Consider the following 15,037-nt stretch of genomic DNA (forward strand, 5'->3'; position numbering starts at 1 on the left):
TTCGGCACGGATAGAAGGTTGTACGAGCCTTGGCTCGAAACGCTCATCACACCCCGACCTCGGATCATGACCGCCAGGCTTCGCCCAAGGCTATTCGCAACCGCCAGGAGCAGCAGCCAAGCATCCGCCACCACATTCGCTTGACAACACAGTCCTCATAGAAGGGCCTGTTCACACATGAATCACCCGCAGGCCAGGGCCCTGTGATTGGCCGCCGAGGATTTGCTCGATGGTCCTGATCGACTGGGGGTGCCCGAATTTCCTGTACGGGAAGTAGCGGGGGCCGACGTAAATGTTCTCGATGTCGGCCGGCACGTCGGCGAACGCGGGGGAATAGGCGCCGTGAACGAAGAAGGCGTTGGCGCCCGAATGGGAGTTGCAGCACACGAGCCGATAGCCGAATCGTTCGAACAGTTTGGCGAAGCTGGTCAATGACGCGCCGAAGTAGTCATCGCCCTTCCAGCTGTGCTTCGCGTCATAGACGATCTGGAACTCCACGGGCGGCGGGAACTTGCCGTTGTATTCGACGATGAATAGCTTCGGCTCGAGCCCGCTGGCCAGCAGTTTCTCGGCAAAGTAGATGTCGTTGCCGTCCAGGTCGAGCGAGATGACGTCGATGTCGGTCGACGAGATCCTGCTCAGCCCTTGCTGCACCAGCGGCAGGATGTTGTCCAGCGTGATCCAGTCGCGGAGGTAGGCGAACCGGTCGCTGTTCGGGTCAATGCTGATCCTGAGGGAGTCGCCGCCGACCCAGAAGCCTTTCCAGCCCAGCGAAGCCAGGATCAGCGTGTTGTTCTCCGTGCCGTCGCCAACGCCGAATTCGACGTAGACACCGTTCTTCAGGCAGTCGATTCGCTTCAGGACCTCGAGGGTGAGGCCATCCTCGTCGGTCTGGGAGAAGCACTTCTTTCCGTAGCGGTTGAGCGGATTGGGATGATCGGTCTGGGCCGATCGGGTCTGGTGATGGAGCGTGAGGTCGAACAATCCGCTGATGGCGGCTCCGACCTGGCGTCCCTGAGTCAACAGCTCCTGTATTTTGGTCTTCAGGTTGTTGAAGAGGCGCATGGCTTGGTGTCCGAAGAGTTGATCTGTTCCAAAGAACGGCCCTGGCCAACCAAAGCGACGAAGGGCGCGCCGCTACCACTGCATTCGCTGCCATCTCCCCAGGGCGGACGCCTGGAAAGTGAAATCGAAAGTATTCAAATGTACCGCTCTGTGCCCCCACGCACAAGTTCGCATCCGCGACGGAGTTCTGTCTCTGACGCTGCATTCAACGTTCAACGTTTGAATGAGTGGGGGCGGGAAGCTTAGGCCTCGGGTTCGTTGCAAACCACTTCGATGTTGTGCCCGTCCGGACCAATGACGAAAGCTGCAAAGTAGTTCGCGTGGTAGTGCGGGCGCAGTCCAGGCGCGCCATTGTCCTTGCCGCCCGCCTCCAGGGCCGCGCGATAGAACGCTTCGACTTGCCGGCGATTCTCGGCCCTGAACGCCAGGTGAAGATGCGCCGGCTTCTCCTCGGTTTGGTACAGGCACAATGAAGCCTTACCCTTTGGGCAAAGCTCGACACCGTACGTCGGGGGCCCCTCCGAGACAACAGCTACGCCGAGCGGTTCGAGTGCCTTGAGGAAGAACGCTTTGCTCGCTGCATAGTCGCTGACTCCGAATTTGACGTGGTCAAACATGAGTTCTCCTGAAGTGGGTGGGTCTGCCTGACGGAGAGGCAATCGGAGCATGCCGCCAGCCAAGCGGTCCTTCGCTGCGGCTCGATGTCTCAGACTTTAATGCCGCCTTACCAGCAGGTCGGTCAAGCCCGGGTCCTTGCTGTGCGCCACGACCAAGCATTGACCGGACTGTTCCTGCTGATATGGCGGACGCTACGCACCGGACCTGTACACGGCCTGTCGTTGCTGCTCTCTGTCTGCCAACAGGTCGACGAAGGCTCGGACCTTCGCCGGACGAAAGCGCGCAGCCGGAAAGACCGCGTGGATGCCACCAGAAGGCAGGTGCCATTGCGGCAGGACTTGGATGAGTCGCCCGGCGACCAGATCGTCTGCGACCGCATAGTCCGGGAGCACCGAAAGTCCCGCGCCGTTGCACACCGCTTCGCGCACGGCGAGCGTGGCATCGAGAAAAATCGAGGCCTGCACGTTCACTACTTGGCGGTCGATCTCGTTGAGCGAGAAATTCCACCTGAGGTGGTCACGCAAGGCGGTATTGGCGACGAACGACAGGCTGGCGATGTCTCCCGGGCGCTTGAGCCGCGCCACCTGCGGACCCATCGTCGGTGACGCAACGAGCAATTGCCGGAAGGTACCGATCTTCCGCGCCTGCAGGCCGGTCTCAGCCAGCCAACCCACACGGATCGCCAGTTCGATATTGCCGGACATGATGTCCAGCGTCTGGTCGCTCAGGATTGCGTCGACCTTGCAGCCTGGATAGCTCTGGGTGAAGGCGGCGATGGCCGGCACTACGACCCCGACGCCGTAGTCCAAGGGCGCAGTCAATCGCAGCATGCCGGACGGCTCTGTCGATGCTTTGGCCAATTCGTCGAAGGCATCCTCCGCCTCGCGCAGGATCAGGGCGCAGCGCCGATAGAAGGTTTGCCCAGTTTCGGTGGCCTGAACCCTGCGCGTGGTGCGAACCAGGAGCGAGGTTCGGAACTCGTTCTCCAGCCGAGCAACCTGCTGACTGACCACCGCCTTGGTGATGCCCAGCCGCTCTGCCGCCGCAGTGAACGAACCGGTCTCCACCACGGACACGAAGTAGGCCAAGCGTCGCAGGTTACCGAGCCCTCCCAGGCCGCCTTCGTCTTGATTGTATGTTTTTAACATACAGATTGTTTAGCATGTATGTCTTTAAAAATCAATCGAGGCTGCCTACGATGGCCAACAGCAACGATGTCCTTCTGCCTCTTTCCCCATGAACAAGACCCTGCATTACCTGTTCGACCCGCTGTGTGGCTGGTGCTACGGCGCAGCGCCGGCTGTTTCGAGGTTGCAGGAAATTCCCGGCGTCCGCCTGGAGCTGTTGCCGACCGGCTTGTTTTCTGCCGAAGGTGCGAGGCCGATGGACGATGAGTTTGCTGCCTACGCCTGGTCCAACGATCAGCGCATCGAACGCCTGACGGGGCAGCGCTTCACCGAGCAATATCGCCGTCGGGTTCTGGGCAATCGCCAGCAGCTTTTCGACAGCGGCCCCGCCACGTTGGCGCTGACTGCCGTGTCGTTGACCGGCCCCTCCAGAGAACTGGAAGCCCTCAAGGCCATCCAGCGTGCGCGCTACGTGGACGGCAGCGACGTGACGTCGTTGGTGGACCTGACCGATCTGCTGGAGGCGCTCGATCTCAAAGTGGCCGCGCGGCTGGCGCATCCGGACGCGGATCTACTCGGCGCCAGTCGCGCCCGCATGGGTCGCGCCCAGGCGTTGATGCGCGAATTCGGTGCTCGCGGCGTGCCGACCTTGATTGTCGAATCGGGCGCCAAGCGCTGGATGCTCGATCACGCTGCCTCTTCCGACCCACAGGCACTGATCAGTCAGCTGGAAGCGGCCTGAGCGGTCCCTGAGCCTATCGCCGGACCTGTCCCGGCAAACCCTGTTCATTAACTTTGTAGAAGGCACGACCCCATGACAACGCGAAGAGACGTGATCAAAACTGTAGCCGCCGCGGGTGTCGCAACGGCCATCCTAGGAGTGAAAACCGCCATGGCTGCAAATGCCCAACTGACCTGGAAGCATTTTCCCGCCGGCGAGCATGGATTCTTCCGCGCCCCGGTCTTGATCTCCGGCGCGCGCGAGGCCATCCTGATCGATGGTGGCTTCACGCTTTCCGATGGCAAGGCGCTTGCCGAGGCAGTCAAAGCCAATGCAAAAAAGCTCACGGCCATCTACATCAGCCAGAGCGATCCCGACTACTACTTCAGCCTGGCGCCCATCAAGGCGGCATTTCCAGAGGCCAAGGTGATCGCTGCGTCAGCCACGATCGCGGCCATCAAGGGCAACGTGGAAAAGAAACTGGCGACCTGGGGCCCTCAGCTCAAGGAAAACGGTCCGCAGGCGCTGACGGACATCGTGATGCCGGAAGCCTTCGACGGCCGGAGCCTCACCCTGGAAGGCCAGACCATCGAGATCGCCGATGCCGATGGTCTTGCCAACCGTCGCTACATCTGGGTGCCTTCGCTCAACGCCATCTTCGGCGGCGTGCTGCTGTTCTCAGGCGTTCACGTGTGGACCGCTGACACACAGGGTGCCGAGGCGCGCGCGGCTTGGGTGAAGACGCTTGACGCCATGGCAGCGCGCAAGCCCGCCGTGGTGGTCCCTGGCCACATCGCGCCTGGTGCTGCGATCGACGCAACGGCGATCCGCTACACGCGCGACTACCTCGCGGCGTTCGAGGAGGAGCTGGCGAAGACCGCTGACAGCGCGGCCCTGATCGCGGCAATGACCAAGCGCTATCCGAACGCCGGCATGGGCGTGGCTTTGCAGATCGGCGCCAAGGTCGCCAAAGGCGAGATGAAGTGGGGCTGAAGCGTTGACCACCAATCTGGACGTCATTCGCGCGACCTACAAAGGGCCGTCGGAGGAGAACGGCAAGCATCTGCTCGCCGCTCTGGCCCCTGAGGCCACCTGGACGGAAGCAGCCGGATTTCCCTACGCCGGGACATACACCGGCCCGAAGGAAATCTTCGACCAGGTGTTTCGGAGATTGGCAACCGAGTGGGTGGACTACCGGGCCGCGGTTCACACGTATTTGGCCGATGGCGATCGAGTCGCGGCCTTCGGCGTGTATTCAGGCATCTATGCGACAACCGGAAAAGCAATGAGCGCGTCATTCGCCCATCTCTATCGGCTCAAGACGGCAAGATCGTCAGCATGGAACAGTACGTCGATAGCGCGATGGTCAACCTGGCCATGACGGTTGCACCGTAGCTAGGACGTTTCTTGCCTCCTGCTGCCGCCGCGGCGGCGCGCCTCCTCTCTCTCCTGCTGCAGGCCGCACCCCTACTCCACCGTCACGCTCTTCGCCAGATTGCGCGGCTTGTCCACATCGGTCCCGCGCGCGCACGCCGTGTGATAGGCCAGCAACTGCAACGGCACCACGTGCAGCATCGGTGACAGCGCGCCGTAGTGCTCCGGCATGCGGATCACGTGCAGGTCTTCGCCGCTCTCGATCCGGGTGTCGCCGTCGGCCAGCACGTAGAGCACGCCGCCGCGCGCGCGCACTTCCTGCAGGTTGCTCTTGAGCTTTTCCAGCAACGCATCGTTGGGTGCCACGGCCACCACCGGCATCTCGCTGGTGACCAGCGCGAGCGGGCCGTGCTTGAGTTCGCCGGCGGCATAGGCCTCGGCGTGGATGTAGGTCACTTCCTTGAGCTTGAGCGCACCTTCGAGGGCGATCGGGTAATGCAGCCCGCGGCCGAGGAAGAGCGCGTTTTCCTTGCGCGCGAAATCCTCGGCCCAGCTCATGATCTGCGGCTCCAGCGCCAGCACCGACTGCAGCGCCACCGGCATGTGGCGCATCTCCTTCAGATAGCGCGCCTCCTCTTCTTCACTCAAGCGGCCCTTGGCCTGCGCCAGTGCGAGCGTGAGCAGGAAGAGCCCCGCCAGCTGCGTCGTGAAGGCCTTGGTGGAAGCCACGCCGATCTCGACCCCGGCGCGCGTGATGTAGGCCAGCTTGCATTCGCGCACCATCGCGCTGGTCGCGACGTTGCAGATGGTGAGGGTCTGCTCCATGCCCAGCGAGCGCGCATGCTTCAGTGCCGCCAGCGTGTCGGCGGTCTCGCCCGATTGGCTGATGGTGACGACCAGGGTCTTTGGGTCCGGCACGGAATCGCGGTAGCGGTACTCGCTCGCGATCTCGACCTGGGCCGGAATCTTCGCGATGCTTTCGAGCCAGTACTTGGCGACGCAGCCGCTGTAGTAGCTGGTGCCGCAGGCGAGGATCAGCAGCTTGTCGATGTCCTCGAACACGCGCCATGCGGCCGCGCCCGGCGCGCCGTCGCTGCCGGCGCCGTCGAAGAGTTCGGGCACGATGCCCTCGACGCCTTCGAGCGTGTCGGCGATCGCGCGCGGCTGCTCGAAGATTTCCTTCTGCATGTAGTGGCGGTACGGCCCCAGTTCCGCAGCGCCGCTGTGCGCGAGCACGGTGCGCACCGGCCGCGTGACCGGCTTGTGGGCGCGGTCGACGATCCAGTACTTGCCCGGCTGGATGTCGACCACGTCGCCCTCCTCGAGGTAGACGATCTGGTCGGTCACGCCGGCCAGCGCCATCGCGTCGCTGGCGAGGAAGTTCTCGCCGTCCTCCTTGCCCGCGCCGAGGATCAATGGCGAGCCGGCGCGCGCGCCGACCACGCGATGCGGCTCGTCGCGGCAGATCGCCGCGATCGCGTAGGCGCCCTGCAACTGCCGCACGCTGGTCTTCACGGCCTCGAACAGATCGCCGTCGTAGTGGCTGTCGATCAGGTGGGCGATGACCTCGGTATCGGTCTGGCTGGCGAACACATAGCCCTTGGCCTGCAGGGCCGCGCGCAGCGCCTCGTGGTTCTCGATGATGCCGTTGTGCACCAGCGCCACGCGGCCGGGTCGCGTGGTCTCCGCGTCGGCGCCGGCCCCGTGGCTGAAATGCGGATGCGCGTTGTGCACTGCCGGCGCGCCATGCGTGGCCCAGCGCGTGTGGGCGATGCCGGTCGTGCCCTCGATGCGGTCGTCGCGCACCTGGGCCAGCAGGTCGGCCACGCGCGCGGTGGTGCGGGCGCGCTGCAGGCCCTTGGCGTGCACGGCGACGCCGCAGGAGTCATAGCCGCGGTACTCGAGGCGCTGCAGGCCTTGCACGAGGATGGGAACGATGTTGCGGGCGGAAACGGCGCCGACGATGCCACACATGGAAAAGCTCCTACGGATTGAAGTCGGATGGGATCGTAGGCGTCTTGCTGCGCAAAAGGAGATCAATATTCAATCAAATTTGACTTAATATTTCATGTCAATCTGCAAGCAAACTATTATTTCATTACTGCAGTCAATGTGAAATAAATCGACATGGATCAAACCGATCTGCAGCTCCTGGATGCCCTGCAGCAGGATGCCTCCCAAAGCAACCAGTCGCTGGCCGAGCGCTTCAACATCTCCGCGCCCACCTGCCTTCGGCGCGTGCGGCGGCTGCGCGAGGCAGGCTGGATCGAGCGCGAGGTCGCGATCTTGGATACCGAGAGGGTCGGCGCGCTGCTCACCGCGGTGATCGAGGTCTCGCTGGACCGCCAGGACGCCGCCGCCCTCGACGCCTTCGAAGCGCGCATCACGCCGGACGACGCGGTGCAGCAGTGCTACCGGGTCTCCCCCGGGCCGGATTTCGTGCTCATCGTCACTGTGCGCGACATGCCGGGCTACCAGGCGCTGGCGCAGCGCCTCTTCACCACCGATGCCAACGTGCGCAACGTGAAGGCTTTCTTCAGCCTGAAACGCGCAAAGTTCTCGCCGCGCGTGCCGCTGCCCTTCAGTCCTTCGGCGCCTTCTGCGGTCGCTGCCAATTCGAAAAGCTGACCTGCCGCGCGCGCGCCACCGTCAAGGCGCCCGGTTCGGTGCTCTTGGTCACGGTCGAGCCGCCGCCTACCGTGCCCCCGACGCCGATCGTGACCGGCGCCACCAGCACGCAGTTGCTGCCGACGTGCACGTCGTCGCCGATCACCGTGCGGTGCTTGTTGGCGCCGTCGTAGTTGGCCGTGATGCTGCCGGCGCCGTAGTTGACGCGCGCGCCGACCGTGGCGTCGCCCAGGTAGGCCAGGTGGTTGGCCTTGGCGCCGGCAGCCAGCGTCGAGTTCTTCACTTCGACGAAGTTGCCGATGTGCACTTCGGCGCCCAGGCGGGCACCGGGCCGCAGCCGCGCGAAAGGGCCGATGCGCGAACCCTCGCCGACCGTCACGCCGGCCTTCTCGCCGTCGATGTGGGTGAAGGGATGGATCACCGCGCCGGTCTCGATGCGCGCATTGGCGATTACGCAGTTCGCACCCACGCGAACGCCCGCGCCCAGCGACACCGCGCCCTCGAACACGCAGTTGACGTCGATCTCCACATCCGATTCGCACGCCAGGGTGCCGCGCAAGTCGAAGCGCGCCGGGTCGGCGAGCCGCACGCCCTGCGCCATCAGCGCATCGGCCTGGCGGAGCTGATAGGCGCGTTCGAGCGCCGCGAGCTGCGCCGGGCTGTTGACGCCCGCCACCTGCAGCGCGTCGTCGGTGCGGTGCGCGACGACGGGCACGCCGTCGACGGTGGCGAAGCCGACCACGTCGGTCAGGTAGTACTCCCCCTGCGCGTTCTTGTTGTCCAGGCGCACGAGCCAGGTCTTCAGCAGCTGGGCCGGCACCGCCATCACGCCGCTGTAGATCTCGCGGATGGCGCGCTGCGCCTCGTTCGCGTCCTTCTCTTCGACGATCGCCTGCACTTCGCCCTCGCCGTCCTGGGCCGCGGGGGCCCGCACGATGCGGCCGTAGCCGGCCGGATCGTCGACGCGGATCGTGAGCAGCGCGAGCCGGCGCCCCCCGCTTTGCGCCACCAGCGCGCGCAGGGTGGCTTCGCCGATCAGCGGCACGTCACCCGACAGCACCACCACAGTGCCGTCGTCGGGCAGGAGCGGCGCAGCCTGTTGCATCGCGTGGCCGGTGCCGAGCTGGGGCACCTGGCGCGCGAACAGGGGCACCCTGCCGCTCGCGCCGCTTTCGAGCGCGGCTTCGACGTCGGTCGCGCCGTGCCCCGTCACCACCACCACGTGACGCGCGCCGATGCGTTGGGCGGTGTCGACCACGTGCGCGACCAGTGCGCGCCCGCCCAATCGATGCAACACTTTGGGCAGGCTGCTCTTCATGCGCGTGCCTTTTCCGGCCGCCATGATGACGACGTCGACCGGTTCCTGGTTTTCCTGCGGAGTCTTGTTCATGCCTCTTTCCCGAATGCGGATGCGTTGCGCAAAGCTGGCGCGAATTATCGGCGTGCTGCTTGTCGCCTCCGCCCTGGCCGCCTGCAGCACGATCAAGCTGGCCTACAACAACCTGCCCGCGTTCAGTTACTGGTGGCTCGACGGCTATCTGGACTTCGACGGCGCGCAGACGCTGCGCGTGCGCGACGAGCTCGCGCAGCTGCTGGCATGGCATCGCCAGAACGAGTTGCCGAAGATCGTCGCGCTGCTGCAGAAGGCCCAGGCCCTCGCGCCCGGCGATTTCACGCCGGCGCAGGCCTGCGAGATGGGCGACGAGGTCCGGGCGCGCATGGTGGCGGTGGCGGAACATGCCGAGCCCGCCGGCGCCGATCTCGCCCTGAGCCTGGGCGAAGCGCAGTTGCAGCAGCTCGAGCGCAAGTACGCCAGGATCAACGCCGACTACCGCAAGGACTGGCTCGAACGCAGCCCCGACCGCTGGCAGGAGAAGCGCTACGAGCTGCTTCTGGATCGCAACGAGGATTTCTATGGCCGGCTCGATCCGTCCCAGCGCGAGCTGCTGAGGCAACAGGTGGCGCAGTCGGCGTTCGATCCGAGCTTCATCGACAGCCAGCGCAGGAGGCGCCAGCAGGAGACGCTTGCCCTGTTGCGCCGCTTCCAGGCCGAGAAGACGCCGCCGGCCGAAGCGCGCGCCGCCATCCATGCCTTCGTGCAGCGCATCGCCGACCCGCCGCCCGGGCCGGCGCGTGACCGGCAGCAGGCGTTGCTGCAGGAAGGCTGCCGCAACATGGCGGCGCTGCACGAGCGCACCAGCGCATCCCAGCGCGAGCAGGCGGCGCGGCGGCTCAAGGCCTACGAACGCGACCTGGTCGAGCTGATGGCCGCGCCGTGATGCCTGGCCGCATCGCCCTATAGAACATTTGTTTACACTCGAGCGCGATCAACTGCGACCCTCCATGAACATCACGCTCTGCACGCTTTTCGAACGGAACTATCACTTCGGCGTCGCGGCGCTGGCGAATTCGCTGATCGCCGCCGGCTACAGCGGCGAGCTCTGGGTCGGCTACCGCGGTGCATTGCCGAGCTGGATCGTCGACGCGCCGGCCTTCGACGGCAGCACCGGCCGGATGCAGGCGGCCCCCGGGCTGGTGCTGCGCATGCTGGAGCTCGACACCCCGCTGCACTTCACCTACTACAAGCCGACCTTCATCCGCGAAATGCTGGAGAAGCACGCGCCGCAATCCGATGTCGTGGCCTACATCGATCCGGACATCGTCGTGAAGTGCGACTGGCCCGCGCTGACCGGCTGGTTCACCGAAGACGGGATCTCGCTGGCCGAGGACGTCAACTGGTGCTTCCCGGCGCGGCATCCCAAGCGGCTGCTGTGGGCGCGCTTCTTCGAACCGCACGGCGCCACGCCACGGCGCGGGCTCGACCGCTACTACAACGCGGGCTTCATCGCGGTCTCGCGCGCACACCTGGAGTTCCTGGACCTCTGGCGCCGCCTGTGCGACCTGGTCGTGGCCTATAACGAGCATGCCAAGGAACTCAAGGCCGGCGGTTCCGCCGCGCTGTTCCATTCGACCGATCAGGACGCGCTGAACTTCGCGCTCACCGTGTGCGAGGCGCCGCTGAACACGGCCGGGCCGGAAGCCATGGACTTCGCGCCCGGGGGCTACTACCTCTCGCACGCGGTCGGCTCGGTCAAGCCCTGGCATGGCGGCCACATCCGCCAGGCCCTGCGCGGGCAGCCGCCATCGGCCGCGAGCAAGTGGTACTACCGCTTCGCCGATGGGCCGATCAAGGCGTATTCGGACGGCGAGCTCGCCAAGCGCCAGCTCTCGCTGAAGATCGCGGCCGCCATCGGGCGGGTCTACAAGCGCGCCTGAGCGTCGTCGATGACGTCCTTGCGCCACTCCAGCCAACGGACGGCCAGCAGGAAGTACTGGTAGCCGAAGTTGGCCAGGCTGGTCGCGATGCCGAAACCGAGCACGGAGCGCAGATCGCTCACGCCCACCAGCCACAAATAGAGCACCTGGGTGATCAGCGTCACTGCGATGCTGTAGGTCTGGCCCGCCGTCGCGCCGCGGACCGACAGTGTGCGGAAGGCAAAACCCGATGCGTTCATCAGGATCGAAGCCAGGAACACCATCCACACCAGCGGCGTCATGCTGGCGTACTGCTTGCCCAGAAGCAGGATCCAGTACTGCGGGAAGTAGAAGGAGGTCAGCAAGACCAGTGCGCTCATGGCGAAATAGGCCAGATGGGCCTGCGCCACGATTGCGCCGAGGCGGGGTCCCACCGGCGCCCGTGCGATGGCGGGGAACAACAGGATGTTGGTGACGCGGTCCACCACGATCAGCACCATCGCCAGGCGGCCGAAGGCGCCGACCTCGGCCAGCATGCCGGCGGTGCCGAACAAGGACGCCAGGAACACGGTGATTACGCCCTGCACCTGGTAGAAGATGGCCGGCAGCACCAGCGGCTTTGCGATCCGGATCACCTGGGCATCCACCTTCTTCGTATCGGCCTCGTCGAGATGGGCGTCCGGCAACTGCTGTGTCCTGAAGGCCTTGCGGTACAGCATCACGCTGACGAAGCTCGCCGCGGCGGTCGCCGCCACGATGCCGGTCACCGCCCAGGAGGTGGCGGGCAGCAGGAGCACCGCGCCGACGAAAGCGATGCGCACGCAATGGGACGAGAAGGCGATGCGGTTCAGGGTCGGGATCTGGCCGAGGATCAAGAGCACCGTGTTGGCGTAGTGCTCCCTGAGCGTCAGCAGGACGACGGCGACCATGAGCAGCGACGCTGCGAGATAGGCCCACCCGGACCACGCATGCTGCTGCGAGGTATAGAACCAGTAGGGGCCAATGATGGCCAGGCCCAGCACCAGCAGCAGCCAGCGCTTGCGGAATACCTGGTGGCAGACGCCCACCACCCACTTAACTTCGCCCGCGCGCTGGCCGACGACGGGCAGGGTGCAATGCGCGAGCCCGAGGTCGGTGATGCCCAGGATCAGCGTCATGCACGCCACGAGGAAGGTGTAGGCCGCGTACTGGTCCTTCGGCATCACGTTGACGATGAGCAGGCCGGCAATGCCGCCCATCGCCACACCGAAGGTTTCGACGCCGCCGACCATGGCGATCTGGCGCAGACGGGACAGGAGTTTCACGGGTGTGGCAGCGCGGTCAGGGGTTGGCCGGCGGCTGCCGGGTCGGGCTCGTGCCCGGGATTTCGGGCGGGGCCTCTACGATACGCGATGACCGTGACCAGGGCCTGTTGATAAGCCTAGATCAGCGGCGTGGGCTGCAGCGGCCGCTCGAAATAGTCTCCCAACGCCTCAAGCGCATGGGGCTCGAGGATGCGCAGCCATCCGCCGTCGAGCTTGTAGAGCCCGAGCTGCTGCAGCCGCCGCAAGGTCTTGTTGGTGTGCACCAGAGACAGCCCCAGTGCATCGGCGATGTGCTGCTGGTTGAACGGAAACACGACCCAACCCTCGCGCGCCATGCCGACGCGCTCCGCGCGGCGGTAGAGATGCATCAGCAGCATCGCGACCCGCTCGGCCGCGTTGCGCCGGCCGGCGGTCACGAGGTTGTCGTCCACCATCTTTTCCTCGCGCGCCGCCAGCCAGGTGATGTCGTAGCCCAGCTTGGGCTGGCTGTGGAACAGGTTCCAGAGCCGGTCTCGCGGAAAGACGCACAGCGTGACCGCGGTCACCGCCTCGACGCCGTGCGTATGGCTCTCGGCAAATTCATCCTGCAACCCGATGAAGTCGCCCGGCAACAGGAAGCTCAGGATCTGCCGCCGGCCGTCGCTGAGCGTCTTGAAGCGGAAGGCCCAGCCGGAATAGAGCGTGAACAGCTGCGCGCTGGGGCGGTCTTCCTCGACCACCGGTTTTCCGGCATCGACGACGCGCGTGCCCGTGCGGAAGGACTGGATGGCATGCAGCTCCTCGGGCGATACAGGCAAGAAAGCGGGGTTCCGGCGCAGGCCGCACTCCTCGCAAGGATGGGCGCAGCGCGGCGGATGGACAGGGGCCGGATAGTCCTCGAATTTCACCGATCCACTATAGGCCTCCCGCCTGTGTCTTTTCACATTTCGCAAGCTGTTGGGCGCACCTAGACTGCGTACGCTTGGCGCCCACGAACGAATGACCGAACTCCACGAAATCCTGTATTGCAGCCTGCTGGCGCCCGACCAACCCACCGAGATCGTCGGCCAGATCGTGAGCCGGGCGCGCGCCCGCAACGCAACGGAAGGCATCACGGGACTGCTGGTATTCGACGGCATGCGCTTCTGCCAGCATTTCGAAGGCCCGCGAAGGCAGGTGTTGGGCCTGCTGAACCGCCTGGAGGCCGACCCGCGGCACACGGAGATGCGCGTGGTCTATGAAGGCGAGCTCTTGAAGCGCCGCTACCAGCGCTTCGACATGGGCCTGGCCCAGACCGAGGACGAGGCGGAAGGCGAAGACATCGCCACCCTTCAGCAACTCGACGGGACGGAGGCGCTGCAGCGCTTTCTGGCGCTGCGCCCCCGCCTCGACATTGCTGGATAGCTAAGGCCGCACGCTCGGCACTGCGTGTCCTCGCTGCCCCCCGAAGGGGCGCAGCCCGCCTTGGGGCGGCCCGGCGGCGGGCTAGGCAGCCGCCACGTCCCAGCTGTAGGTGGCGCCGTGGCTGTCCCACGGCTCCATCACGATGCGCTCGCCGGCGGCGACGGCCAGCGTTTCGCCCGGCGCGAGCACCAGGTCTTCGCTGCCCCAGACGTCGGTGGCATCGCGCGTGACCCACACCCGGCCTTGCCGGATGCGCAGGATGCTCGCGCTGGAGGCTCTGAGACTGGTCGCCTCGCCAGCCGCCAACTGCCATGCACCACGGCGCACGGCCGGCGGTACGGCAGCCGGACGTGCCAGGGCCGGGGACGGGAACGTAGAGGTGGTGGTGCAAGCGGCGGACATGTGAGACTCCTGAAAGAAGGTTTTCTCCGAAACGCAATGGCGCGCTTCGGGAATGAATGATCGGCCTTCCCCCGTTGGCGGTCCAATGAAAACGCGGTAGCCTACTGATTCCGGTTTCGCATCAATCCATCTTCCGCCCCATGCAGCATTCCCAGACCCACCTGCGCTCCCGCCCGATCTCGGCCGGCCATCTGCGCGCCTTCGAGGCCGTGGCCCGGCACCTGAACTTCCGTGCCGCGGCGGAAGAGATGGCGCTCACCCAATCGGCCGTCAGCCGGCAGATCCAGTCGCTGGAGGAGGAGGTCGGCGTCGGCCTGTTCCTGCGCCACACGCGCGCGGTCGAGCTCACGAGCGCGGGCGCCCAGCTGCTGCTGGCGGTGCAGCAGTCGCTGCCGCGCATCGACGGCGCGGTGCGCCAGATCCGGCACAGCGCGGGCCGCAAGAGCGTGTCGCTCACCACCTTCGCCTCCTTCGCCTCGATGTGGCTGATCCCCCGGCTCGAAGCCTTCCAGCGCGACAACCCGGACATCGACATCCGCATCGACGCCAGCGACGCGGCGCTCGACCTGGACATGTCCGACGTCGACATCGCCTTGCGCTACGGCCCGGGCGAGAACATGCCGGACGGGGCGGTGCGGCTTTTCGGCGAATCGTTGACGCCGGTGGCGAGCCCGTGGCTGATCAAGAGCAACCCGGCCATCAAGGAACCGGCCGACATCGCACGCTTCACGCTGATCGAGGCCGGCGATGCGCACCGCACGCACCTCGAATGGCTCACGTGGCGCCGCTGGTTCGAGATCAACAACCTGCAGCGCGCCCAGCCGAAGCGCTGGCTCTACTTCAACTACGCCTACCAGATGGTGCAGGCCGCCCTCACCGGCCAGGGCGTGGTGCTGGCGCGCAGCTCGCTGATCGCCGAAAGCCTGGCCAACGGCGATCTCGTCGAAGTGCTGCCGCACCACCGCATGGATTCACCGATGGCCTACTGGCTGATCGCCGGGCCGCGCAGCGCGCTGCGGCCCGAGATCAAGGACTTTTGCGATTGGCTGCAGTCGCAGGCTGCCGTCACGCGCGAAACCATCGGCGAGGTGCCTGATCCGGATACGGTAGATCAGCTGGACTGAACGCGGATTTTTCCAGGAACACCGCGGAACCGGCTT

At 65.5% G+C, this 15,037-nt stretch carries 16 protein-coding genes; 8 read left to right on the plus strand and 8 right to left on the minus strand.

Features of this window, described 5'->3' with window-relative positions; translation table 11 throughout:
- Positions 1-171: 171 nt before the first annotated feature.
- The 3 genes from AC3A6B_RS13860 to AC3A6B_RS13870 all read right to left on the minus strand — a co-directional run bounded on the left by AC3A6B_RS13860 (position 172) and on the right by AC3A6B_RS13870 (position 2,831).
- On the minus strand, positions 172-1,065 hold the full coding sequence (locus AC3A6B_RS13860; RefSeq protein WP_487837270.1) for a hypothetical protein: 894 nt from the start codon (positions 1,063-1,065) through the stop codon (positions 172-174).
- Between the two features lie 242 nt (positions 1,066-1,307).
- Positions 1,308-1,682, minus strand: a complete 375-nt coding sequence (locus tag AC3A6B_RS13865; protein ID WP_487837271.1) for a VOC family protein — start codon at positions 1,680-1,682, stop codon at positions 1,308-1,310.
- Positions 1,683-1,874: 192 nt separating this feature from the next.
- On the minus strand, positions 1,875-2,831 hold the full coding sequence (locus AC3A6B_RS13870) for a LysR family transcriptional regulator (protein ID WP_487837272.1): 957 nt from the start codon (positions 2,829-2,831) through the stop codon (positions 1,875-1,877).
- 88 nt (positions 2,832-2,919) lie between these two features.
- Here AC3A6B_RS13870 and AC3A6B_RS13875 point away from each other — a divergent pair, with 88 nt between their 5' ends.
- From AC3A6B_RS13875 to AC3A6B_RS13885, 3 genes are all read left to right on the plus strand, one after another.
- Positions 2,920-3,552 (plus strand): DsbA family protein, encoded by a 633-nt coding sequence (locus AC3A6B_RS13875; RefSeq protein ID WP_487837273.1) that lies wholly within the window; start codon positions 2,920-2,922, stop codon positions 3,550-3,552.
- A 72-nt stretch (positions 3,553-3,624) separates the two neighbouring features.
- On the plus strand, positions 3,625-4,524 hold the full coding sequence (locus AC3A6B_RS13880) for an MBL fold metallo-hydrolase (RefSeq protein ID WP_487837274.1): 900 nt from the start codon (positions 3,625-3,627) through the stop codon (positions 4,522-4,524).
- Between the two features lie 4 nt (positions 4,525-4,528).
- Positions 4,529-4,912 carry a nuclear transport factor 2 family protein gene (locus AC3A6B_RS13885; protein WP_487837275.1) on the plus strand — a complete coding sequence of 128 codons (384 nt, stop codon included), beginning with the start codon at positions 4,529-4,531 and terminating at the stop codon, positions 4,910-4,912.
- Positions 4,913-4,998: 86 nt separating this feature from the next.
- Here the strand turns inward: AC3A6B_RS13885 and glmS are convergent, their stop codons facing one another.
- Complete coding sequence (gene glmS, locus AC3A6B_RS13890) at positions 4,999-6,879, minus strand: glutamine--fructose-6-phosphate transaminase (isomerizing) (RefSeq protein WP_487837276.1); 1,881 nt, start codon at positions 6,877-6,879, stop codon at positions 4,999-5,001.
- A gap of 153 nt (positions 6,880-7,032) precedes the next feature.
- On the opposite strand from glmS, the gene AC3A6B_RS13895 reads away from it, so the two are divergent.
- Positions 7,033-7,533 carry an Lrp/AsnC family transcriptional regulator gene (locus AC3A6B_RS13895; RefSeq protein WP_487837277.1) on the plus strand — a complete coding sequence of 167 codons (501 nt, stop codon included), beginning with the start codon at positions 7,033-7,035 and terminating at the stop codon, positions 7,531-7,533.
- On the opposite strand, the gene glmU is transcribed toward AC3A6B_RS13895, so the two are convergent.
- Positions 7,487-8,923, minus strand: a complete 1,437-nt coding sequence (gene glmU, locus AC3A6B_RS13900) for a bifunctional UDP-N-acetylglucosamine diphosphorylase/glucosamine-1-phosphate N-acetyltransferase GlmU (protein ID WP_487837278.1) — start codon at positions 8,921-8,923, stop codon at positions 7,487-7,489. The genes AC3A6B_RS13895 and glmU overlap by 47 nt on opposite strands.
- Before the next feature lie 52 nt (positions 8,924-8,975).
- Between glmU and AC3A6B_RS13905 the strand changes: the two genes are divergently transcribed.
- Positions 8,976-9,812 (plus strand): DUF6279 family lipoprotein, encoded by an 837-nt coding sequence (locus tag AC3A6B_RS13905; protein WP_487837279.1) that lies wholly within the window; start codon positions 8,976-8,978, stop codon positions 9,810-9,812.
- A gap of 64 nt (positions 9,813-9,876) precedes the next feature.
- Complete coding sequence (locus tag AC3A6B_RS13910) at positions 9,877-10,809, plus strand: hypothetical protein (protein ID WP_487837280.1); 933 nt, start codon at positions 9,877-9,879, stop codon at positions 10,807-10,809.
- Here the strand turns inward: AC3A6B_RS13910 and AC3A6B_RS13915 are convergent.
- Positions 10,794-12,092, minus strand: a complete 1,299-nt coding sequence (locus AC3A6B_RS13915) for a polysaccharide biosynthesis protein (protein ID WP_487837281.1) — start codon at positions 12,090-12,092, stop codon at positions 10,794-10,796. The genes AC3A6B_RS13910 and AC3A6B_RS13915 overlap by 16 nt on opposite strands.
- 116 nt (positions 12,093-12,208) lie before the next feature.
- Positions 12,209-12,979, minus strand: a complete 771-nt coding sequence (locus AC3A6B_RS13920) for a Crp/Fnr family transcriptional regulator (protein WP_487837282.1) — start codon at positions 12,977-12,979, stop codon at positions 12,209-12,211.
- Between the two features lie 91 nt (positions 12,980-13,070).
- Here AC3A6B_RS13920 and AC3A6B_RS13925 point away from each other — a divergent pair, with 91 nt between their 5' ends.
- Positions 13,071-13,475: a BLUF domain-containing protein gene (locus tag AC3A6B_RS13925; RefSeq protein ID WP_487837283.1), complete on the plus strand. Its 405-nt coding sequence runs from the start codon at positions 13,071-13,073 to the stop codon at positions 13,473-13,475.
- A gap of 81 nt (positions 13,476-13,556) precedes the next feature.
- On the opposite strand, the gene AC3A6B_RS13930 is transcribed toward AC3A6B_RS13925, so the two are convergent.
- Complete coding sequence (locus AC3A6B_RS13930; RefSeq protein ID WP_487837284.1) at positions 13,557-13,877, minus strand: DUF2917 domain-containing protein; 321 nt, start codon at positions 13,875-13,877, stop codon at positions 13,557-13,559.
- Between the two features lie 140 nt (positions 13,878-14,017).
- On the opposite strand from AC3A6B_RS13930, the gene AC3A6B_RS13935 reads away from it, so the two are divergent.
- Positions 14,018-15,001, plus strand: a complete 984-nt coding sequence (locus AC3A6B_RS13935; protein WP_487837285.1) for a LysR substrate-binding domain-containing protein — start codon at positions 14,018-14,020, stop codon at positions 14,999-15,001.
- The last annotated feature ends 36 nt before the right edge of the window (positions 15,002-15,037 follow it).

This window comes from Variovorax sp. Soil_C_33, from assembly GCF_057656935.1.

Bases quoted from the DNA above. Each gene is read 5' to 3' on its own strand.
- AC3A6B_RS13870 (WP_487837272.1), bottom strand. From the start codon at position 2,831: ATGTTAAAAACATACAATCAAGACGAAGGCGGCCTGGGAGGGCTCGGT.
- AC3A6B_RS13880 (WP_487837274.1), top strand. From the start codon at position 3,625: ATGACAACGCGAAGAGACGTGATCAAAACTGTAGCCGCCGCGGGTGTC.
- glmS (WP_487837276.1), bottom strand. From the start codon at position 6,879: ATGTGTGGCATCGTCGGCGCCGTTTCCGCCCGCAACATCGTTCCCATC.
- glmU (WP_487837278.1), bottom strand. From the start codon at position 8,923: ATGAACAAGACTCCGCAGGAAAACCAGGAACCGGTCGACGTCGTCATC.
- AC3A6B_RS13875 (WP_487837273.1), top strand. From the start codon at position 2,920: ATGAACAAGACCCTGCATTACCTGTTCGACCCGCTGTGTGGCTGGTGC.
- AC3A6B_RS13930 (WP_487837284.1), bottom strand. From the start codon at position 13,877: ATGTCCGCCGCTTGCACCACCACCTCTACGTTCCCGTCCCCGGCCCTG.
- AC3A6B_RS13925 (WP_487837283.1), top strand. From the start codon at position 13,071: ATGACCGAACTCCACGAAATCCTGTATTGCAGCCTGCTGGCGCCCGAC.
- AC3A6B_RS13865 (WP_487837271.1), bottom strand. From the start codon at position 1,682: ATGTTTGACCACGTCAAATTCGGAGTCAGCGACTATGCAGCGAGCAAA.
- AC3A6B_RS13895 (WP_487837277.1), top strand. From the start codon at position 7,033: ATGGATCAAACCGATCTGCAGCTCCTGGATGCCCTGCAGCAGGATGCC.
- AC3A6B_RS13860 (WP_487837270.1), bottom strand. From the start codon at position 1,065: ATGCGCCTCTTCAACAACCTGAAGACCAAAATACAGGAGCTGTTGACT.
- AC3A6B_RS13935 (WP_487837285.1), top strand. From the start codon at position 14,018: ATGCAGCATTCCCAGACCCACCTGCGCTCCCGCCCGATCTCGGCCGGC.
- AC3A6B_RS13910 (WP_487837280.1), top strand. From the start codon at position 9,877: ATGAACATCACGCTCTGCACGCTTTTCGAACGGAACTATCACTTCGGC.